Annotated in this window: 19 protein-coding genes; 13 read left to right on the forward strand and 6 right to left on the reverse strand. The window is 64.6% G+C overall.

The features are described from left to right. Positions 1 to 342: 342 nt before the first annotated feature. Together LB520_RS26300 and LB520_RS26305 are read left to right on the forward strand one after the other, a co-directional pair. Positions 343 to 1,269, forward strand: coding sequence for an ABC transporter ATP-binding protein (locus tag LB520_RS26300; RefSeq protein ID WP_095770129.1), 927 nt, complete (start codon positions 343 to 345; stop codon positions 1,267 to 1,269). Next, a complete protein-coding gene (locus LB520_RS26305; protein ID WP_224611717.1) occupies positions 1,266 to 2,027 on the forward strand; it encodes an ABC transporter permease in 762 nt (253 codons plus the stop codon). Before LB520_RS26300 ends, LB520_RS26305 begins: the two co-directional genes overlap by 4 nt. 355 nt (positions 2,028 to 2,382) lie before the next feature. Here the strand turns inward: LB520_RS26305 and LB520_RS26310 are convergent, their stop codons facing one another. Next, complete coding sequence (locus LB520_RS26310) at positions 2,383 to 3,420, reverse strand: phosphatidylglycerol lysyltransferase domain-containing protein (protein WP_224639888.1); 1,038 nt, start codon at positions 3,418 to 3,420, stop codon at positions 2,383 to 2,385. Positions 3,421 to 3,654: 234 nt separating this feature from the next. On the opposite strand from LB520_RS26310, the gene LB520_RS26315 reads away from it, so the two are divergent. Further along, positions 3,655 to 4,146 carry a MarR family winged helix-turn-helix transcriptional regulator gene (locus tag LB520_RS26315; RefSeq protein ID WP_224639937.1) on the forward strand — a complete coding sequence of 164 codons (492 nt, stop codon included), beginning with the start codon at positions 3,655 to 3,657 and terminating at the stop codon, positions 4,144 to 4,146. After that, positions 4,143 to 4,823 (forward strand): GNAT family N-acetyltransferase, encoded by a 681-nt coding sequence (locus tag LB520_RS26320; RefSeq protein ID WP_224639889.1) that lies wholly within the window; start codon positions 4,143 to 4,145, stop codon positions 4,821 to 4,823. The genes LB520_RS26315 and LB520_RS26320 overlap by 4 nt, the downstream gene beginning before the upstream one ends. Positions 4,824 to 4,877: 54 nt before the next feature. Here the strand turns inward: LB520_RS26320 and LB520_RS26325 are convergent, their stop codons facing one another. Continuing rightward, positions 4,878 to 6,875, reverse strand: coding sequence for a PhoX family protein (locus LB520_RS26325; RefSeq protein ID WP_224639890.1), 1,998 nt, complete (start codon positions 6,873 to 6,875; stop codon positions 4,878 to 4,880). Positions 6,876 to 7,127: 252 nt separating this feature from the next. Between LB520_RS26325 and LB520_RS26330 the strand changes: the two genes are divergently transcribed. The 4 genes from LB520_RS26330 (at position 7,128) to LB520_RS26345 (ending at position 10,401) form a co-directional block, all read left to right on the forward strand. Continuing rightward, entirely contained in the window at positions 7,128 to 7,466 is a 339-nt protein-coding gene (locus LB520_RS26330; RefSeq protein WP_224639891.1) for a hypothetical protein, read from the forward strand. Between the two features lie 18 nt (positions 7,467 to 7,484). Continuing rightward, complete coding sequence (locus LB520_RS26335; protein WP_224639892.1) at positions 7,485 to 8,186, forward strand: phosphatase PAP2 family protein; 702 nt, start codon at positions 7,485 to 7,487, stop codon at positions 8,184 to 8,186. Between the two features lie 91 nt (positions 8,187 to 8,277). Continuing rightward, a complete protein-coding gene (locus LB520_RS26340) occupies positions 8,278 to 8,547 on the forward strand; it encodes a helix-turn-helix domain-containing protein (RefSeq protein ID WP_095770123.1) in 270 nt (89 codons plus the stop codon). Positions 8,548 to 8,679: 132 nt separating this feature from the next. Next, positions 8,680 to 10,401, forward strand: coding sequence for a SulP family inorganic anion transporter (locus LB520_RS26345; RefSeq protein WP_224639893.1), 1,722 nt, complete (start codon positions 8,680 to 8,682; stop codon positions 10,399 to 10,401). 9 nt (positions 10,402 to 10,410) lie between these two features. Here LB520_RS26345 and LB520_RS26350 read toward each other — a convergent pair whose 3' ends face one another. Both LB520_RS26350 and LB520_RS26355 read right to left on the reverse strand, forming a co-directional pair. Then, complete coding sequence (locus LB520_RS26350; protein WP_224639938.1) at positions 10,411 to 11,337, reverse strand: DMT family transporter; 927 nt, start codon at positions 11,335 to 11,337, stop codon at positions 10,411 to 10,413. 161 nt (positions 11,338 to 11,498) lie between these two features. Continuing rightward, positions 11,499 to 12,356: an ATP/GTP-binding protein gene (locus LB520_RS26355; RefSeq protein ID WP_224639894.1), complete on the reverse strand. Its 858-nt coding sequence runs from the start codon at positions 12,354 to 12,356 to the stop codon at positions 11,499 to 11,501. A gap of 113 nt (positions 12,357 to 12,469) precedes the next feature. Between LB520_RS26355 and LB520_RS26360 the strand changes: the two genes are divergently transcribed. Beyond that, positions 12,470 to 13,255: a helix-turn-helix domain-containing protein gene (locus LB520_RS26360; protein WP_224639895.1), complete on the forward strand. Its 786-nt coding sequence runs from the start codon at positions 12,470 to 12,472 to the stop codon at positions 13,253 to 13,255. A gap of 181 nt (positions 13,256 to 13,436) precedes the next feature. Here LB520_RS26360 and LB520_RS26365 read toward each other — a convergent pair whose 3' ends face one another. Together LB520_RS26365 and LB520_RS26370 are read right to left on the reverse strand one after the other, a co-directional pair. After that, positions 13,437 to 14,369: a CHAD domain-containing protein gene (locus tag LB520_RS26365; RefSeq protein WP_224639896.1), complete on the reverse strand. Its 933-nt coding sequence runs from the start codon at positions 14,367 to 14,369 to the stop codon at positions 13,437 to 13,439. After that, positions 14,366 to 14,839, reverse strand: a complete 474-nt coding sequence (locus LB520_RS26370; protein WP_224606543.1) for a CYTH domain-containing protein — start codon at positions 14,837 to 14,839, stop codon at positions 14,366 to 14,368. The genes LB520_RS26365 and LB520_RS26370 overlap by 4 nt, the downstream gene beginning before the upstream one ends. A 90-nt stretch (positions 14,840 to 14,929) precedes the next feature. On the opposite strand from LB520_RS26370, the gene LB520_RS26375 reads away from it, so the two are divergent. Genes LB520_RS26375 through LB520_RS26390 form a run of 4 tightly spaced genes read left to right on the forward strand, consistent with a single transcriptional unit; the run spans position 14,930 to position 18,634 of the window. Then, positions 14,930 to 15,634 carry a CerR family C-terminal domain-containing protein gene (locus LB520_RS26375; RefSeq protein WP_224639897.1) on the forward strand — a complete coding sequence of 235 codons (705 nt, stop codon included), beginning with the start codon at positions 14,930 to 14,932 and terminating at the stop codon, positions 15,632 to 15,634. Continuing rightward, positions 15,631 to 16,584, forward strand: coding sequence for an HlyD family secretion protein (locus tag LB520_RS26380; protein WP_224526199.1), 954 nt, complete (start codon positions 15,631 to 15,633; stop codon positions 16,582 to 16,584). Before LB520_RS26375 ends, LB520_RS26380 begins: the two co-directional genes overlap by 4 nt. Then, positions 16,581 to 17,501: an ABC transporter ATP-binding protein gene (locus tag LB520_RS26385; RefSeq protein WP_095770115.1), complete on the forward strand. Its 921-nt coding sequence runs from the start codon at positions 16,581 to 16,583 to the stop codon at positions 17,499 to 17,501. Before LB520_RS26380 ends, LB520_RS26385 begins: the two co-directional genes overlap by 4 nt. Then, positions 17,498 to 18,634 (forward strand): ABC transporter permease, encoded by a 1,137-nt coding sequence (locus LB520_RS26390; protein WP_224639898.1) that lies wholly within the window; start codon positions 17,498 to 17,500, stop codon positions 18,632 to 18,634. Before LB520_RS26385 ends, LB520_RS26390 begins: the two co-directional genes overlap by 4 nt. The last annotated feature ends 83 nt before the right edge of the window (positions 18,635 to 18,717 follow it).

An 18,717-nucleotide genomic window follows, 5' to 3' on the forward strand; every position in this document is an offset into this window, starting at 1 on the left:
GCGCCTTTCCTCTACCCCGTCGATCGGGGGAGAGGTGGCTCGGCGAAGCCGAGACGGAGTGGGGGTCGACCAGCGCTGCATAAGACAATGCATGCGCCAAGCTGCCATGCACGCTATCGCCAAAGACCTGCCGCTTGTGTGCATGCCGTGGCGTAACCGGGGAGAAAGAATCTGTCGTGGGCGGCGGCGCTCCAGTCGCCGCGGCCGGTATACCTGGTCTGGCAAGGGCCGCCAATTGGGCGTTCCCTGTCCAGAACTGTCAGCAGCAGCGGCGATTGACAGTTGCACCCGGCGGCATCCGACCTATATGAGATCACCTTTTCCAGCCGGCCGTATTTCAGCATGTCATCCATCATCTCGATCTCCGGTGTCACGAAAACCTATGCCACCGGCTTCAAGGCGCTGAAGGAAATCAATCTCGACATCGAGCGCGGCGAGATCTTCGCGCTGCTGGGGCCGAACGGCGCCGGCAAGACGACGCTGATCTCGATCGTCTGCGGCATCGTCAACCGCTCGTCGGGCACTGTTACGGTGGACGGCCACGACATCGGTCGCGACTACCGCGCTGCGCGCAGCCTGATCGGGCTGGTGCCGCAGGAGCTCACCATCGACGCCTTCGAGACGGTCTGGGCGACGGTGAACTACAGCCGCGGCCTGTTCGGCAAGGCGCCCAACGCAGCCTTCGTCGAGAAAGTGCTGCGCGACCTCTCGCTGTGGGACAAGAAGGATTCCAAAGCGATCACGCTGTCCGGCGGCATGAAGCGCCGGCTGATGATCGCCAAGGCGCTGTCGCACGAGCCGCGCGTGCTGTTCCTCGACGAGCCGACGGCCGGTGTCGATGTCGAATTGCGCCAGGACATGTGGGCGATGGTGCGGCGCCTGCGCGAGGACGGCGTCACCATCATCCTCACCACGCATTACATCGAAGAGGCCGAGGCGATGGCCGACCGCGTCGGCGTCATCAACAAGGGCGAGATCATCCTGGTCGAGGGCAAGGCCGAGCTGATGCGCAAGCTCGGCCGCAAGCAGATGAATCTGGAGCTGCGCGCGCCGCTTGCCGCCGTTCCGGACGGCCTGTCGCACTATTCATTGGAGCTGTCGGACGACGGCAATCAGCTCACCTACACCTATGACAACCAGAGCGACCGTCCGGGCGTCGCTTCGCTGATCCGCGACCTCGAGGCGGCCGGCGTCCAGTTCCGCGACCTCGACACCAAGAACAGCTCGCTCGAAGAGATCTTCGTCAATCTTCTGAGGCAAGAGCCATGAACCTGCGTGCGGTATGGGCGATCTACCGGGTGGAGATGGCGCGCGCCTTCCGCACGGTGCTGCAGAGCATCATCTCGCCGGTCATCTCGACATCGCTCTATTTCGTCGTCTTCGGCTCGGCCATCGGCTCACGCATCACCGAGATCGACGGCATCGCCTATGGCGCCTTCATCGTGCCGGGGCTGATGATGCTGTCGCTGTTGACGCAGTCGATCTCCAACGCCTCCTTCGCCATCTATTTCCCGAAATTCGTCGGCTCGATCTATGAGCTCCTGTCGGCGCCGGTCTCCTACCTGGAAATCATCATCGCCTATGTCGGGGGTGCCGCGACCAAGTCCGTCATGCTCGGCCTGATCATCCTGGCCACCGCGGCGCTGTTCGTGCCGCTCAGGATCGAGCATCCCTTCTGGATGGTTGCCTTCCTGGTGCTGACGGCGGTGACCTTCAGCCTGTTCGGCTTCATCATCGGCATCTGGGCAAAGACCTTCGAGCAGCTGCAGCTGGTGCCGCTCTTGATCGTCACGCCGCTCACCTTCCTCGGCGGCAGCTTCTATTCGATCCACATGCTGCCCGGCATCTGGAAGACGATCACGCTGTTCAACCCGGTCGTCTACCTGATCAGCGGGTTCCGCTGGAGTTTTTACGGCAAGGCCGACGTCTCGGTCGGCGTCAGCCTCGGCATGACGGTGATGTTCCTGGCCATCTGCATCGCGATCGTCGCGTGGATATTCAAGACGGGATACCGGTTGAGGAACTGACGGAACTTGTTCCTTGCCCCACGAAGTGGCGCACATTTCCAAGCGACTGGTCTTTGGCGATAGCTGCATCGCAGCTTGGCGCATGCATTGTCCAATGTAGCGCGGGTCGACCCCCACTCCGTCTCGGCTTCGCCGAGCCACCTCTCCCCCGATCGACGGGGTAGAGGAAAGGCGCCAAGCTTTCAACGCTCGTCCAGCAAGGCTCCCTTCCTTTCCCTCCGGAGGGGGGAAAGGTGGCGCTGCGAAGCAGCGACGGATTGGGGGAACCACGTGGCAATCAAGTTTCGGCCTCACCAGTCACTCACAGAAGATATGTGCATAGCGTAGACCAAGCGGGGCGAGGAAAGAGCCTGCTCTAAACCGCCTTGATAAGCCGCAGCAGGCCCAGCATTTCCACGAAAGTCCCTTTGCGGAACGCGATATAGGTCGGCTCCTCGATACCATGGAAGCGGCGCTTGAAGGCCGCCTGGCCCTGCAGGTTGAAGCGCGAGCGGTTGACCCAGGGCGAGTTGTAGGCGCGCTGGAAGGTGCCGCGCCAGAAGCTCGATTCGGCGAAGCCGCTCGGCTCGATGTCGAGCAGCGGCGAGAGGCCGAGCGTCACCTGTGAGACGCCCTCATCGCGAAAGCGGTCGACGGCGAATTTGGTCAGGCCGATCTCGGCATGTGGCGTCGCATCGACCTGTTTGCGCTTGAAGGAGGTGGTGTAGCCGATGACCTTGCCGTCGCGAAACAACGGGTCGAAATCGAGGATGGCTAGAAGCCGGCCTTCAGGTCCGTGCAGGAGGAAGCGCCGCATGTCGGCGCCGATCTCTTCGGAAAAACGGCGGTTGAGGAACCCCATTTCCCAGCGCTTGATGATGCGCTCCTTGCGCCAGTCGGCGGAAAGCTGCTTGATCTCGTCCTGCAGCCCGTCGCCCTTGTCCTCGGCGAGGGTAAAACCCTTCTTCGTCAGCCAGCGCTCGGAATAGCGCACGGTCTCGTTGCGCTTGCCGGAAAAATCATGCGCAGGCAGCGGCAGCCTGGTGTCGATGCCGAGGCGATTGACCTGGTAGCCGAGGCCGGCGAGCACCTTGGCCGTGTCGGCGCCGACCTGGACGAACCAGGGGCTGCCTGCGGCCTCGACGAAGCGCTTGATATAGGCCGGACGGTCGGCCGGGTCCGCCACCGGATCGCCAAGCGCGAAATGACGGCTCATCTTGGTGCCGAAGGCGATGTAGCCGTCGCCATCGCTGAAATAGGACAGTTTCTGCTGCGCCGCCGTCGAATAGGCGAGCGAGAAATCGCCGTAACGGCGCACCAGCGCCAAGCGTTCGTCGTCCGTCAGGTCGCGTCGCGGGACCTTGGGTGCCACGGCATCGAGAAGCCTGTCGAAATAGATGCGCAGGGGCGCCATGAGCTCCGCGTGCCAAGAATGGATGACCTGCCGCCCTCAGGTCGCGAATCGCTGGCGACCGCTGCGGGCCGCGTGCGTCAACGCGATATAGGATGCAATTGACCGCGAATGAAGGGCAAACGTCCGAAGGCGGTGCTGTCGCTCATCGGCTGCCGCAACGGACATGCGAAAGATCGGCTTGATATTTTCCATACATTGTTATATATCAAATTATCGATATGCGACGAGGCTGCTATGGAAGACGTTCTCCGATCCCTCGGCTTTCTGTGCCTCGGCAGCCGGATGAAGCGTATAGGTGAGCAGTTGCAGGCCGACACGCAGCGCGTGCTCGACCGCCTGGACATGCGCATCCAGTCGAGCCAGTACCCGCTGCTCGCCGCGCTCGACAGGCTGGGCCCGTTGCCGGTCGGCGAACTGGCCCAATCCTTGGGCATCGCCCAGCCCGGCGTGACGCGCAGTGTGGCGCTGCTTGCCGAATTGGGGCTGGTCGAGGTCAACCCTTCGCAAGACGACCAGCGGCGCAGGATCGTTTCGCTGAGCCGCAACGGCCGGCGGCTGGTCGACCAGGCGAAGCGGGAGATCTGGCCCAGAATCGAGAATGCCGTGGCGGATGTGTGCGCCGATCTTTCCGGGCCGCTGCTCGGCCAACTTGCGGCAATCGAGGATCGTCTGGCCGCAACGCCGCTCCATCGCCGCGCCGAGAACGCCAAGGTGGCCGCGCCGTGAAACATGTTCTCGACCGCCCCATCTGGAGCGCGCTTGCAACGCGGCACCAGACCTTCGCCGAAGGCGGCGACCTTGCCAGGCGATATCGTCCGTCGATCGTGCCCTTCGCTGCCACTGCCGCCAACGATGCGGACAGCTTGCGGGCGCTGGCCGGGCTTCTCCCGCCGGGCGAAACAGCCATCCTGGTCCAGGCGGATGAGATCGCCCTGCCGCCGGAAATTTCCGCGATATCGGCAGCGCCGCTGGTGCAGATGATCGCCGAAGCGCCGATGCCGACTGCATCAGACGGGCGTATCCGGCAGCTGACCAAGGACGATGCGGCGGAAATGCTGGCGCTCGCCTCGCTCACCAAGCCCGGCCCCTTCACGCTGGAGGCACTGAGCCTCGGCGATTTCTGGGGCATCAGGATCGACGGCAGGCTGGCGGCAATGGCCGGCGAGCGCATGAAGCAGCCCGGATACTCGGAACTCAGCGGCGTGTGCACGCATCCGGATTTCCGCGGCGGCGGCCTTGCCCGCCTGCTGTCGGTGTTCGTCGCCGGCCGGATCGCGGCACGCGGCGAGGTTCCATACCTGCACGCCTATGAGAGCAACGCTGCGGCGATCAGGCTTTACGAGTCCATCGGCTTCCGCTTGAGAAGCAAGATGAACATGGCCATGGTCCAACGCGCGGAGTGACGAAAGGGAGGATTTGATCGAAATCCTCCCTCTCGACGTCTCAGCTACAAGAGGTCACACCGCGATCTTGCCGCCGCCCTGTTTCGTGATCGCAACGACCGACGGCCGCACCGGAATGTCCGGCTTGAAGTCCGGCCAGCGGGTCGACGGATCCTCGTAGTAGGACGGGCGGCCGAATCCTTCCCAGTCCTCGCCGCCGTCGCCTGGATGCTGAACGGCGACGAAAGCTGTCTGGTCATCCGGCGCGAATAGCGGGCCGCACATTTCGGCGCCGATCGGCACGCGGAAGAACAGTTTCGACGTTGCCCGCGCGGCACCCTCGGTATCGACCGCCCAGAGACCGTCGGTGCGGCCGGTGGCCTTCGGGCCCTGGCCGTCGGTGGCGACCCACAGGCGCCCGGAGGAATCGACGGCGCAATTGTCCGGCATGCCGAACCAGCCATGGGCGGTGGTCGCGGTCGAGAAAGTGGCGCCGACATCGGCAACGGACGGATCGCCGCATTTCAACAGCACTTCCCATTTGCCCTTGGGGGCGGCGAAGTCGCCGCCATCCTCGACGATCTCGATGATGTGGCCGAAAGCGTTCTCGGCGCGCGGATTGGCGGCGTCGACCTGCTCGGCCTTGCGCTTGGAATTGTTGGTCAGCATGACATAGACCTTGCCGTTGCCGGCGTTGGGCTGGATGTCCTCCGGCCGGTCCATCTTGGTGGCGCCGAGCAGGTCGGCGGCGCGGCGCGTCTCGATGAGAACGTCGGCCTGGGAAGCAAAACCGTTCTCCGCCGTCAGCGGGCCTTGACCGAACACGATCGGCATCCATTCGACCGAGCCGTCCTCGGCGAATTTGGCCACATGCAACGTGCCGTCATCGAGCAGGTCCAAGTTGGCGGCGCGGTCGTTCGGGTTGAAAATGCCCTTGGTGACGAATTTGTAGACATAGTCGAAGCGCTCGTCGTCGCCGAGATAGAAGACGACGCGGCCGTCCTTGGCGACGATCGATTCGGCGCCCTCATGCTTGAAGCGCCCCATGGCGGTGCGCTTCTTCGGGGTCGAGTTCGGATCGTTGACGTCGACCTCGACGATCCAGCCGAAGCGATTGGGCTCGTTCGGCTCCTTGGCAAGATTGAAGCGATCGTAATGCGCGCCCCACTCATAAGCGCCTTCCGGAATGCCGAGGCGCTTGTAATTAGCGGCTTCCCTGTGGCCTTCCGGCAATTCGCCCGAGAAATAGCCGTGGATGTTCTCCTCGGCCATCACATAGGTGCCCCAGGGCGTGACGCCGCCGGCGCAGTTGTTGAGCGTGCCGAAGACCTTGGTGCCGGACGGATCGGCATTGGTCTTGACGCGGTCATGGCCGGCGACCGGGCCGGACAGCGCCATCTCGGTGGTCGACATGATGCGGCGGTTGAGCTTGCCGTCGCGCACCACCTGCCACTTCCCGTCCTGCTTGCGGATCTCGACGATGGTGCCGCCATGCGCGGCCATCTCGACATCGACCTGCTCCTTCGAGAGCGGCGCCACCTCGGCCTTCTTCTTGCCGTCCTTCTCGACGACCGAGACGATGCCGGGGAACATCAGATGCGGATTGGTGTATTCGTGGTTGACGACCAGAAGGCCGTGCTCGGCCGAGCCGTCGATCGGAATATAGCCGACATAGTCGTTGTTGTAGCCGAACTGTCTTGCCTGGGCTTCGGCCGACTGCTTCAGCGGATCGAAGTCGGGGGAATCGGCAAACAGCGGATCGCCCCAGCGCAACAGCACGTCGGCGTCATAGCCGGGCGCGACATGGTGCTTGTCGTCGATGCCGGCTTCGAGCTCGTCGAACTTGAAGGCCGAAGCCTCAGCGGCGCGCGCCTCGTCGGCCGCAATCAGCGCCAGCGGGCTGACGGTGGCGGCGATGGCCGACACGGCCAGCGAACCCATGAGAAAGCCGCGGCGCGAGAAACGCGCGGCGATGATCTCGCCCATGGTGCTGTTGTCGGTCGGGTTGACCGGCGGGCCGTCATTTTCCTCGAGCTGGCTGGTCCGGAAACGGGTCTCAGGGGTCACGGTCATGAGTTTGTCCTCTGGCTTCTGAGTGGCTGGGGATTTTGACCTTTCGACCCCTAAAGCGCGCCGATCACATTTTCGTGACACTGCCGTGATAGAACCGCAATAGTTGTTTGCCGGCTCGCGGCGGCTTTTGCGACACCCGGCTTCAGTCCCTTGAGCGCCCGCGCTTCGCTGCGGTCAGCTTGACGGCATCGCCCGCTTCGGAAACAAGGGCTGGCCGGCGTGGCGACGGCGCTTCAAAAAAGGGACGGCAAGGTGAGTTTCTGGGGACTGGCGCAGCTCGGCATTTCGACCGTGATATTCCTGCTGGCGGCGACGGCGGCCAAGCAATGGGGGATGGCGCCGAGCTTGGCCAAGCTCCTTTTGACGCTGGCGCTCTACTCGGCCGGCAATCTGATCATGCTGAGACTGGTGCGCGAGTTCGGCATGTCGGTATCGTTCAGCCTGTCGGCGGTGATCCAGCTTGTCGCGGTCAATGTCGTGGCGATCGCCTTCTTCGGCGAACGGCTCAATGCCTTGCAGGCGATCGGCATGGTGCTGGCGATCGCCGCGGTCGCGCTGATCACGCTCGGGCCCTATATCCAGCGGCTGTAGCTGGACCCGAGGGCCCGAATGAAATCGACCGCCAACGCGCTCCTCAACAAGTTGGAATTCCCGGTGCTGCTGGCCGGGCTGGTGATTGCCGGCGGGCTATGGGGCCTGGTGGAACTCATGGAGGTGGCGCGCGCCACGACGCCGCATACCTTCGATACGGAGATCCTGCTCGCCTTCCGCCGCGCCGGCCAGCCGGACAGCCCGATCGGCCCGCTTTGGCTGGAGGGCGCGGTGCGCGACATCACCGCGCTGGGCAGCACCGCTGTGCTGGTGCTGATCACGACGGCGACCATCCTCTATCTGCTCCTGATCCGCAGACCCTCGACAGCCCTGTTCATGTTCGCGGCCGTCGCCGGCGGGCAAGCGCTCTCCAGCCTGCTCAAGCTCGAGGTCGACCGGCCGCGGCCCGATCTCGTCTCGCATCTCGTCACCGAGACCTCGCTCTCATTCCCCAGCGGGCATGCCATGCTGTCGGCCGTGACCTATCTGACGCTTGGCTCGCTGGCGGCCCGCTTCCTGCCGGACCGGACGACCAAGGTCTTCGTGCTTTGCCTCGCCGTGCTCACCACCGTGCTGGTCGGCGCCAGCCGCGTCTATCTCGGCGTGCATTGGCCGTCCGATGTGCTTGCCGGCTGGTGCGCAGGTTTTGCCTGGGCCATGCTGTGCTGGCTTGCGGCGCGGCTGCTGCAGCGACGCAAGGTCGTTAAGGATAGCGAATAACCGATGTCTCATCTACATTAAATGACGCTTGAAACATCATTATCCTTGTATTATCCATTGATATCGCAGACTCAGACAAAGGTTCTGGCCGATGATCACTGCTGCGCAGATGCGCGCCGCAAGGGCGTTGGCCGGTATCGACCAGCGAACGCTTGCCGAGCGCGCCGGCGTTTCGCTTCCGACGATACAGCGTATGGAAGCGAGCGAGGGCGTCGTGCGAGGCGTCGTCGACACGCTGATGAAGGTCATCCATGCCCTCGATGAGGTCGGGGTGGAATTGATCGGCGAGAACCAGACCAGCGAACGCGGCGGCAGGGGCGTGCGCCTCAAGGCCACCGTGGCGCAGAACCCGCAGGGCTGAGCCGCAACCGCATTCGCCTCGGGAACCGTTACCGGTTTTCGGGCAGCGATGCGGCGTCGTAACGGTTTATCGCGACGGCGACCGCCGACATCCAGCCGACGATCCCGCCGCCCTGTGGAGCGGGAGCAGTTCATGGATCAGGCGGGGCGGGCAATTCACCACCAAGCACGGCCGACCTTTGCCGAGCTATTTACACCAAAGCTGGTGACGGTGCTGCGCGAGGGCTACCACCTCAAGCAGCTGAGGGCCGATGTGATCGCCGGCCTGACGGTCGCCATCGTGGCGTTGCCGCTGTCGATGGCGATCGCGATCGCCTCGCATGTGGAGCCCGAGCGCGGACTGTTTACGGCGATCATCGGCGGTTTCATAGTCGGCGCGCTTGGCGGCAGCCGTTTCCAGATCGGCGGGCCCGCTGGCGCCTTCATCGTGGTCGTGGCCTCGACGGTCGACCGGCACGGTGTCGACGGGCTGATCCTGGCAATGCTCATGGCCGGCGTCTTCCTGCTCGCGGCCGGCTATCTCAGGCTCGGCGCCTATGTGAAGTTCATTCCCTATCCGGTAACGGTCGGCTTCACAGCCGGCATCGCCGTCATCATCCTGTCCAGCCAGTTGCACGACCTGTTCGGCCTGACGCTGCCGGGCAAGGAGCCGGGCGACCTGCTGCCGCGGCTTATCGCGCTCGGCAAGGCGGCCCGGACGGCAAATCCGGCGGCCATTGCGCTCGCCGCGCTGACGATAGGGATCATCGTGGCCATGAAGCGCTGGCGCCCTTCGTGGCCGGGCCTCCTGATCGCGGTGACTGCGGCCTCGCTGGCGACGACGCTTCTCGGTCTTCCCGTAGAGACGATCGGAACGCAATTCGGCGGCATTCCGCGGATGTTACCGGATCCGGCTCTTCCGGCGCTGGATGCGCAGAAGCTCGTCTCCGTGGTGCCCGACGCAATTTCCTTCGCTCTGCTCGGAGCAATCGAATCGCTGCTTTCCGCCGTGGTCGCGGACGGTATGACCGGACGACGGCACCGCTCCAACTGCGAACTGGTGGCACAGGGCATCGCCAATATCGGCTCGGCGCTGTTCGGCGGGATCTGCGTGACTGGACTGATCGCGCGCACGGCGACCAACATCCGCGCGGGCGCGCATGGACCGTTGTCGGGAATATTCCATTCCGCCTTCCTGCTGCTGTTCATGCTGGTGGCTGCGCCGCTTGCCAGCTACATCCCGCTGGCGGCGCTTGCCGGGGTGCTGGCCACGGTGGCCTGGAACATGGTGGAGAAGCCCGCCTTCCTGGCGCTGATCCGATCGTCCTGGGGCGACGCCCTGGTGCTTCTGGTCACCTTCGGACTTGTCATCTTCCGCGACCTCACCACCGGCATCGTGGTCGGCTTTGCGCTGGGCGCTCTGCTGTTCATCGGGCGGATGGCGCGTTCGGTCGAGGTGGAGGCACATGTCCCGCCGGTGACGGAGGACCGCGCCGACGCCGCAAATGGCGGGCGCGTTGCCTATGACCTCGCCGCCGCCACCGATCCGGATACCGTCATCTATCGCATATCGGGGGCGTTCTTCTTCGGCGCTGCGGCAACGATCGCGACCGTGCTGGACCGTATCGCCGACCAGCACAGGAACTTCATCCTCGATTGCTCGGCTGTGCCCTTCCTCGATTCGACCGCGGCAAACGTCATCGAAAGCACGGCGAACAACGCAAGGCGCGCCGGAGGACGCTTCATCATCGCGGGCGCCTCGTCGCAAGTCAGGCGCACCCTGATAAGCCATGGCGTCAAGCGGCCGCTGGTGACCTATGCAGCCTCGATCCGTGACGCGCGGGCGCAGCTGGGCGGAAAAGCGGAGACGGCGTAGGCGCCCTGCTCAAACGGTCGCTTCGATCGGCTCGGCAAGCTTGGGGCTGGCCCGTGCGGCGATCAGGCAGCCGGCGACGATGAGACATGCGCCCGCCAGCGTGGTCCAGGCCACCTTCTCGCCGAAGAAGAACCAGCCGAGCGCGATCGCCCAGATGAAGGCCGAGTATTCTGTCGGGATGAGATATTGCGCTTCGGCGCGGGCGTAGGACCAACTCATCAGGAACTGGCCGGCAAGCGACAGCATCGCAACGCCTGCCAAGGGGAGCCAAAGTTCTCTCGGCAGAGCGACGGCAAGCCAGGGCGCTGCGCAACCAAGGATGATCCCGACGAAGATATTCTGGAACAGCATGATCTCGACCGGCTTGGCCAGAAGTGCCTGTCGTCGGGCGAGGATCAGATTGTAGCCGTAGAAGACCGTCGATACGAGCACGGCGACCGTGCCCCAAAGCGCATCCTGGGAATGGCCTGCCTGCCCGAACTGGCCAGCCAGTATGATCAAGACGCCCGCGATGCCGGCGAGCGACGCCCACACCGCCTGCCGCCTTATGCGCTCGCCCAGTAGCAATGCGGCGAGGAAAAGTGCAAACAATGGCGCGACGAAGCTCAGGCCTATGGCCTCGGCGAGCGGCAGCCTGGCGAGACCCCAGAAGAACGAGACTAGGACGATGCCGACAATGACGGCACGCAACGCATGCAGACCGAGCACCGGGAGGGTCGGTTTCGAGCGTGGCCCCGTCGACCAGGCCGCGCCCGCGACCACGGTCGCGACCATGCTGCGCCATAGCACCGTATTGTAGACGCCGACCGCGATGACCAGCGACTTCATCGCCGCATCCATGCCCGACAGCAGGAAGATCGCCAGCGCGCAGACGAGCACCGGGATCGTCGGGGAAACGGCGCCGTTCAGGCTGGATGTCTTCACGGCTTCGCTCACATGACGGATTGCCGCCGAATAGTCCGGAGCGGCCGGCGAAACCAGATGGCAGCCGCCACCGACATTGCGGTCCAATCGCGATTGGCGAGGTGAAAAATTCGCCTCCGCTGCAGTGCCGAGATGCGAAACGCTGTCCGCAATGCTTCTCCGCCGCGACATGCTCAATCCAGTGACAGCGCCACGACCTCGCCCTCGCCCATCAGCGGCACATAGATGGTCGCCTTGCCGTCCGTACCGATATCGGCGCTGCCCGGCTTGAAGGTCGCAACCACTGTCGGCACGCCACCGGGCTTGTAGCTGTAGAGCGTGCCGGTCATGTAGGCGGTGGCGTACATGGTGTCGCCAATGGCGATGACGCCGTCGAGATCGGCGAATTTTTGGGCGGCGGGCAGCGGCGTGACCTTCTTTGTGGCAAGGTCGACGGACAGCAGGCCGCCGGGCTCGGCGGTGCTGAAATCGGTCTTGTCGATGCCTTTGCCCCAGGACGCGACGATCAACCTGCCGCCATTGGCGAACACGCCGTTCGGCGAAGCGAGCAGCGCATCCTTGACGAACAGTTCCGGCCTGTCGCCGTCGATGCGGTAGATCGTGTCGGCCAGCATGTCGCTGACATAGACCTTGCCGGCACTGTCGGCGGTCATGTCGTTGAGAAAAACGGCGCCAGGCACATCGATGGTCTCGACCAGTCTGCCGCTGGCGAGATCGACGACGCGCACCTTGGTGATATCGGCGGCGTAGAGCCTGCCGTCGGCGATCGCCATGCCCTTGGGCGCGTCCATGCCGTCCACCCAGCGGCGAGAGATGACCTTGCCGTCCATCGACAAGAGCGACAGGTAGCCATTGCCGTCCACCGCGCCGGGATTGCCGACGATGTTGGAGACGACGATGCGGTTGTGGGCGGCATCGACAAGCGCGGATTCCGGCTGCTCGAAGCCGGTGGCGCGCCAGAGCTCGCCGGCCTGCGCGGCAGATATGACGGAGACAGCGGCGAAGGCGGCCGAAGCAATGAGATATTTCATGGATGCTCTCCTGTGATGATGGCGGAGAGCTATGCTTCTCGATACTTTCCGGGAAGCCGGAACGGGACTAGTATCGCAGTTCAATACGAATTCGCGCGAACGAGGTGCATTCCATGAACGGTCCGATCTTCGAGGCGCTGAAACGGACGTTGAAGGCCAAGGGCCTGACCTATCGGACGCTGGCCGAGCGCATGGGCGTTTCCGAGCCGACGGTGAAGCGCATCTTCCATGAGAAGAACTGCAAGCTCGACCGGCTGATGGAGATCTGCGCCGCGGCGGATGTCGAGCTGGAGAACGTGCTCGGCGCGATGAACCGCGGGCCGGGTCCGGCCAACCGCATCGCGCCGGAGATCGAGCGCCGGCTGGCGGCGCGGCCGGCCCTGCTCTTCGTCTTCGTCATGCTGTCGGAGAAGTTCACGCCCGAAGGCATCATGCGCTCGCAAGGCCTGAGCGAAGCCTCGATGTTCCTCTACCTGCGCGACCTCGAGGAGCTCGGGTTGGTGGCGCTGGGGCGCGGCCTGTCGGCAAGGCTACTGGTCGACGCGCCGATCCAGTGGGATTTCGAGGGGCCGCTGAAGCCGCATTTCGAGATGACCAACAAGAACTTCATCGGCTGGGCGATCGGCCATATGGAGCAGGCCGCGACCTTCATCAGCTTTTCCAGGCGCATGCGGCCGCAAACGGCGGAAATGCTGCGCCGCGAGGCCGAGGAGCTCGCCGAACGCGCCAGGCTGCTCGCTCACCACGACCAGCACACCACGCCCGAAGACCAGCTCACCGGCTACAAATGGACCTTCGCCTTCGGCGCGACGCCGTTTCCGGCGATCATGCCGATCGGGCCGCATCCGAGGGATGCGGGCGCCAGGGCGGCGAAGGAGAAACGAGCGCTGCCGGCGTAGCGCCTTCTCCTTCTCCCCTTGTGGGAGAAGGTGTCGCCGAAGGCGACGGATGAGGGGTGTTCCAGGGAATGAGACATCAGCGACTAACGAGCGTGTTGGCCAAGCTGGACCACCCCTCATCCGTCTCGGCGCTCCGCGCCGATCCACCTTCTCCCACAAGGGGAGAAGGAGACACGCCGCGCTAAGCCGCCTTTGCTTCTTCCTGCGGTCCGGCGAGATCATCGCGCGCCTTGCGGGCCAATCTCCTGGCCGAGCGCTTGGGGCTGTCGCCGAACAGCTCGGCGGCATCCGCAAGGCAGGCCTTGGCCAGGCTCTTTTCGGCACGTTTCAGCAGCTTGCGCAGAAGCTTCGTCTCGTCGGCGGGGCCGAGCGGCTCGCCTTCGGCGTCGAGCAGGGCGCAGATGACGAAGACGTCGTGCAATTCGCCGAGCTGCTCGCCGAGCCTGTCGACCGCCTTGCGGCGCGCCTTGATCGGCGTCGGCCACAGGCGGCCGAGCAGCGACAGATGCATGGCGTGGGTCTTTGCCGCCTTGCGCAGGTCGTGAAAATCGTCGGCTGCGCCGCGTGATTCCGCCTTGTCCAGCGCCTTCTTCGCTCGCCGCAAGGTGGCGCGGGCGCCGTCGGCCAATATGTCGGCCGCCTGCTCGGGCTGATCGGGCAAGGCCAGCCTGTCGATGCGTTCCAAGCCTCCCCGGCATGCGGCGATCGCCGCATTGATGGCCGCGTCGAGGCTCGGACCGGCGTGGAGCTCGTGCTGGCGCAGCACCAGCCGCTCGCGCACGGGGTCGAGACCGCCGCCTGCCGATTGTTCCGGAAAGGCATCGGCCAAGCGGTCGACGGTCTCGATCAAGGCGGTCGCCTCGCGCGGGCCGGCCAGCAGCGCCGACACCTGCTTATAACATTCATTCTCGGTCTGGCAGAACGGTTCGTCCCCGGAACGAACCAGGCGTAGCAAGGCGCGCACGCTTTTCAGCCGTTTGCGACATTTGTGCAGTCCCTGCTCCGGTTTCTCGCGCGCCATCTCGAGATGAGCGACTGCCTTGCCGATCTCGTCGGCCAATATGCGCCTGACCTCGCCGGTCAGAGGCAAGCGCGGATCGATGCGGAAGCTCATGCGGCGATCTCCGGAATCCCCCCGAGGGCCAGCGACGCGTTGTAAAACCTCGACTCGCCGGTGACCTCGCGACCGAGCCAGTCGGGCAGCATTTCGTCAGATACGTCCTCCGGCGTCTCCAGCTCCGCGATCACCAGCCCCGCGAGCTTGCCGCCGAAAACATCGACTTCATAGAGATAGCCGCGGTGTCTAACATGGTGGCGTGTCTTCTCGATGACACGTCCGACGGCGAACGCCATCAATTCCTCGGCCTCGGCAAGCGGGATCGAATATTCGAATTCGTCGCGCTCGCGCGCCCTGTCGCCGAACTTCAGCGTCAGCTTGGCGGAGCGCCCGTCGCTGATGCGCACCCGCACCGTGCGGCCGGGCTGCGCGGCGACATAGAATTGACGAATGCGGATTTCCGCCTCGACCTCACCGCGCCAGGCGGGACTGGAGACCAGGAATTTGCGCTCGACTTCCTTGCTCATGGCCGGGCACTAAAGCCTGTGAGGGCCAGGAAGGCAAGCCGAGTCGAGCCCAAATTTGACTTTAATCAATCGATTGATTAAAGTGTCGGCATGAACAAACGATCAATCGCAAGAAGGCCACAGCGCGAGGTCGGCACCGCCGATCAAACGCGCGCGGCGCTTGTCCACGCGGCGCTCAGGCTGTTCGGGCGGCAAGGTTTCGACGGCACCTCGACGCGGGAGATCGCGGCCGAGGCCAAGGCCAATATCGGCTCCATCGCCTATCATTTCGGCGGCAAGGAGGGCCTGCGCGCCGCCGCCGCCGACTTCATCGTCGACACCATCCAGGGAATTGCCGGCCAGGCGCTGGGCGGCGTGCAAGCAACGGCTCCCCTGGACCCGGAAGCAGCCCGAGCGCAGCTTTTCGCGGCGCTCGAGCGGATGGTGGGTTTCGTCGTGGCCAGTCCGCAGGCCGGCGAGATCGTACAATTCGTACTTCGCGAGCTCTCGCATCCGACCGCCGCGCTCGACCGCATCTATGACGGCGTGTTCGAGCCGACGCACCGGCGGCTGTGCCAGGTCTGGGAACAGGCAACCGGCGAGCCGGCCGAGAGCGAAGCGACCAAGCTTACCGTCTTCACCATGATCGGCCAGGTCATCTATTTCCGCATCGGCCGCGAGGCGGTGATGCGCCGGATGGGCTGGCGCGACATCGGCAATGAAGAGGCCGCCAAGGTGGTGGCGGTCGCAACCGACAATCTCCGGGCAATGCTGGCCGCGCGGGGGGCCGCCGCCGGCAAGAAGGGCAAATCATGAGCTTTCTCTGTTCGCTGCCGCTCGCGGCCCAATTGTTCGGCGCCTGCGCGCCGGCCGCACCTTTGGCCGTCGGCTATGTCGAAGGCGAATATGTGCTGATGGCGCCGATCGAAGTGGCCCAGGTGGCGACGGTGTCGGTTCGGCGCGGCGACCGCGTTGAGAACGGCATGGCGGTGGCGACGCTGGAAGACGCCGACGCCAAGATCGAGGTTGCGCAGGCTAAAGCAGCACTTGCGCAGGCGCAGGCGCAGCTTGCCGATCTGCAGGTCGGCAAGCGCCCCGAGGAAATCGCCGTGCTCAAGGCCGAGGTCGACATGGCCAAGGCCCAGGCGGCCGACGCCAAGCGCAAATACGACCGCGCCAGCGACCTCTACAAGCGCGGCACCGGCACCCAGGCTGACTACGACACCGCCTCGGCTTCGCTGGAGACCGCCAATGCCCAGGTCGGCCAGGCGGAAGCCAATCTCGCCGTCGGCAATCTGCCGGCGCGGGCCGAGACCATCAAGGCCGCCGACAACCAGGTCAAGCAGGCGCGGTCGACCCTTGAGCAGGCCGAGTGGCGGCTGTCGAAGCGGGTGCTGGCGGCGCCCTCGCCTGGCCGCGTCAACGACGTCATCCGCAATCCAGGCGACACAGCCGGGCCGACCGCGCCGGTGATCTCGATGCTGCCGGACGGCGCCGTGAAGCTCAGCGTCTATGTGCCCGAAAGCGCGTTCTCGGCGGTCAAGGTCGGCACCGAGCTCAACGTCCGTTGCGACGGCTGCGGGACGGGACTGAAGGCGCGCGTCAGCTATGTCTCGCCCGACCCCGAATTCACGCCGCCGGTGATCTACTCGCTGGAGAACCGGCAGAAGCTGGTCTATCTCGTCGAGGCGCGGCCGGAGGGCGATGCGGGACCACTGCAGCCCGGTCAGATCGTCGATGTCGATCTTGCGGATCTCGGGCAATGAACGCCATCGACGTTCGCGGCCTGGTCAAGCGCTTCGGCGACAAGACCGTCGTCGACCATGTGACGATGACGGTCGCCGAAGGCGAGATCGTCGGCTTCCTCGGGCCGAACGGCTCGGGCAAGACGACGACCATCCGTATCATGTGCGGACTTTTGACGCCGGACGAAGGCGACGGCACGGTGCTGGGCTTCGACATCCGCACCGACGCGCTCAAGATCAAGCGCGAAGTCGGCTACATGACGCAGAAATTCTCATTCTACGAGGATTTGACGATCGGCGAGAACCTCGAATTCGTGGCGCGGCTCTACCGGCTGAGGCCGGTCGAGGAGTATGTCTCGCGCACGCTTCAGGATCTCGGCCTGGCCAGCCGCCGCAACCAGCTGGCCGGCACGCTTTCCGGCGGCTGGAAGCAGCGGCTGGCTTTGGCCGCCTGCATCATGCACGAGCCGAAGCTGCTGCTGCTCGACGAGCCGACGGCCGGCGTCGATCCGAAGGCCCGGCGCGAGTTCTGGGACGAGATCCATCGCCTTGCCGGCGGCGGGCTGACCGTGCTCGTCTCCACCCACTATATGGATGAGGCCGAGCGCTGCCACCGCATCAGCTACATCTCCTACGGCAAGATGCTCGCCACCGGCACCGTGGACGAGGTGGTGAAGAATGCCGGGCTGACCACTTTCGTCTTGCAGGGGCCGCGGCTCGACCAGGTGGCCGAGGCGCTGCAAGGCAGGCCCGGCGTCGACCAGGTGGCGCCGTTCGGCGCGACGCTGCATGTCGTCGGCTCCGACAAGGCGGCGCTCGAAAAGGCGCTGGCCGACGTCGAGAAGGAACACAAGGGCGTCACCGTGAAGCCAGGCGAGACCAGCCTCGAGGATGTGTTCATCCAGTTCATGGCCGGCTCGAAGGACAATATGGCATGAAAGCGGTCTTCTCCTTCGCCAGGCTGGGCGCGCTGCTCATCAAGGAATTCATCCAGATGCGGCGCGACCGCATCACCTTCGCCATGATGCTGGGCGTGCCGCTGATTCAGCTGGTACTGTTCGGCTATGCGATCAACAACGACCCGAAGAGCCTGCCGGCCGCGCTCGTGGCGACCAGCAGCGATCCCTACACGCGGGCGATGGTCTCGGCGCTGCAGACAACGGGCTACTACCGCTTCGACCATGTCGCGCAAAGTGCCGAGGAAGCCGAATTCTTGATGGCGCGCGGCGACGTCTCCTTCGTCGTCACCATCCCCGCCGATTTCGCCCGCCGCGTCGAGCGCGGCGACAATCCGCAGATCCTGATCGAGGCCGACGCCACCGACCCGGCGGTGGCCAGCGGCGCGATCTCGACGCTGAGCACCGTGGCCGGCCAGGCGCTGCTCAGGGCGCAGGGCACTGAGGAAACGGCCAAGGAGGCGGCGCGCGGCCAGCTCGATGTCGTCGTGCACCGGCGCTACAATCCCGAGGGCATCTCGCAATACAACATCGTGCCCGGCCTGCTCGGCGTCATCCTGCAGATGACGATGGTGATGATGACTTCGATCGCGCTGACGCGCGAGACCGAGCGCGGCACGATGGAAAACCTGTTGGCCATGCCGTCGAGCCCGCTCGAGATCATGATGGGCAAGGTGCTGCCCTACCTGGTGGTGGGCGCGGTGCAGGTGGTGGTGGTGCTGGCCGCAGCGAAGCTTCTGTTTGCCATTCCCTTCATGGGGTCGCTGTCGCTGCTGCTGTCCACAGTGCTGGTGTTCGTGCTGTCGCTGGTGCTGCTCGGCTACACGATCTCGACGATTGCGCGCACGCAGATGCAGGCGCTGCAGCTCACCTTCTTCTTCTTCCTGCCCTCGATCATGCTGTCGGGCTTCATGTTCCCCTATCGCGGCATGCCGGGCTGGGCGCAGACCTTTGGCGAGATCTTCCCGCTGACCCATTTTCTGCGCATCACCCGCGCCGTCATGCTGAAAGGGGCGGAGCTTCCGGCGGTGGCGACGGAAGTCGGCTGGCTGGTGGTGTTCGTGGCATTGTTTGCCGGCGTAGCGCTGGTGCGGTTCAGGCGCACGCTGGATTGAGATCACGGAAAATCTTGCGCACAAAAGCCTAAGGCTGGCGGGACAGCGGGGGCGCGAAGGATCACAACGATTCTCGCGTGCAG

Source organism: Mesorhizobium sp. CA12, assembly GCF_020165255.1.
Taxonomy (GTDB): Bacteria; Pseudomonadota; Alphaproteobacteria; order Rhizobiales; family Rhizobiaceae; genus Mesorhizobium.

Coding starts and splice junctions, on each gene's coding strand:
- LB520_RS26335 (WP_224639892.1), top strand. CDS start 7,485: ATGAAATCGACCGCCAACGCGCTCCTCAACAAGTTGGAATTCCCGGTG.
- LB520_RS26310 (WP_224639888.1), bottom strand. CDS start 3,420: ATGGCGCCCCTGCGCATCTATTTCGACAGGCTTCTCGATGCCGTGGCA.
- LB520_RS26390 (WP_224639898.1), top strand. CDS start 17,498: ATGAAAGCGGTCTTCTCCTTCGCCAGGCTGGGCGCGCTGCTCATCAAG.
- LB520_RS26385 (WP_095770115.1), top strand. CDS start 16,581: ATGAACGCCATCGACGTTCGCGGCCTGGTCAAGCGCTTCGGCGACAAG.
- LB520_RS26365 (WP_224639896.1), bottom strand. CDS start 14,369: ATGAGCTTCCGCATCGATCCGCGCTTGCCTCTGACCGGCGAGGTCAGG.
- LB520_RS26380 (WP_224526199.1), top strand. CDS start 15,631: ATGAGCTTTCTCTGTTCGCTGCCGCTCGCGGCCCAATTGTTCGGCGCC.
- LB520_RS26305 (WP_224611717.1), top strand. CDS start 1,266: ATGAACCTGCGTGCGGTATGGGCGATCTACCGGGTGGAGATGGCGCGC.
- LB520_RS26360 (WP_224639895.1), top strand. CDS start 12,470: ATGAACGGTCCGATCTTCGAGGCGCTGAAACGGACGTTGAAGGCCAAG.
- LB520_RS26370 (WP_224606543.1), bottom strand. CDS start 14,839: ATGAGCAAGGAAGTCGAGCGCAAATTCCTGGTCTCCAGTCCCGCCTGG.
- LB520_RS26300 (WP_095770129.1), top strand. CDS start 343: ATGTCATCCATCATCTCGATCTCCGGTGTCACGAAAACCTATGCCACC.
- LB520_RS26315 (WP_224639937.1), top strand. CDS start 3,655: ATGGAAGACGTTCTCCGATCCCTCGGCTTTCTGTGCCTCGGCAGCCGG.
- LB520_RS26355 (WP_224639894.1), bottom strand. CDS start 12,356: ATGAAATATCTCATTGCTTCGGCCGCCTTCGCCGCTGTCTCCGTCATA.
- LB520_RS26345 (WP_224639893.1), top strand. CDS start 8,680: ATGGATCAGGCGGGGCGGGCAATTCACCACCAAGCACGGCCGACCTTT.
- LB520_RS26325 (WP_224639890.1), bottom strand. CDS start 6,875: ATGACCGTGACCCCTGAGACCCGTTTCCGGACCAGCCAGCTCGAGGAA.
- LB520_RS26375 (WP_224639897.1), top strand. CDS start 14,930: ATGAACAAACGATCAATCGCAAGAAGGCCACAGCGCGAGGTCGGCACC.
- LB520_RS26340 (WP_095770123.1), top strand. CDS start 8,278: ATGATCACTGCTGCGCAGATGCGCGCCGCAAGGGCGTTGGCCGGTATC.